We start from the raw sequence: 381 nt of genomic DNA, 5'->3' as shown, positions 1-381 counted from the left end.
TGCCCCGATATTGCTGACCGCCTTGCGCCCAAACGAGGGTTTCGCTGGTATGCCGCAACTGCGCCAGCGCTTGCGTTGCCGCTTGAAAATCGAAATCCTGGGTTACGTACAGCATGTGCCCGTCCGAACCCTGGATACGAGCTACGAGATCGGTGCGATGTTGGATTGCCTCGCGGATGCGTTCGGGGACCTGTTCGGCGGGACTCGATTCGACAATCTTTTCAATGACGCTGACGTTCTCGCGCAGCGCGGTGTAGTCCTCCACCGCAAAGTGCTGATCCATGGCCAGCGCAATCACCACGCCCAGGCCCAGCAAGACGGCTGCCGAACACAGCGAGAAATACGCGGTGAGCCGAGTGGTCAGGGAGAACTGCCCCATCA

The 381-nt window shown here is 59.8% G+C and carries 1 protein-coding gene; it reads right to left on the bottom strand.

Annotation, left to right across the window (positions count from 1 at the left end):
* Positions 1-381: hypothetical protein (locus G9373_RS45775; RefSeq protein WP_206034050.1), on the bottom strand; the 381-nt coding region annotated here is incomplete at both ends.

It is taken from the genome of Rhodococcus sp. A14, from assembly GCF_011603105.1.
Taxonomy (GTDB): domain Bacteria; phylum Actinomycetota; class Actinomycetes; order Mycobacteriales; family Mycobacteriaceae; genus Rhodococcus_F; species Rhodococcus_F opacus.
The sequence above is the reverse complement of the archived record's forward strand: the minus strand, read 5'-3'. Positions and strand labels throughout refer to the sequence as shown.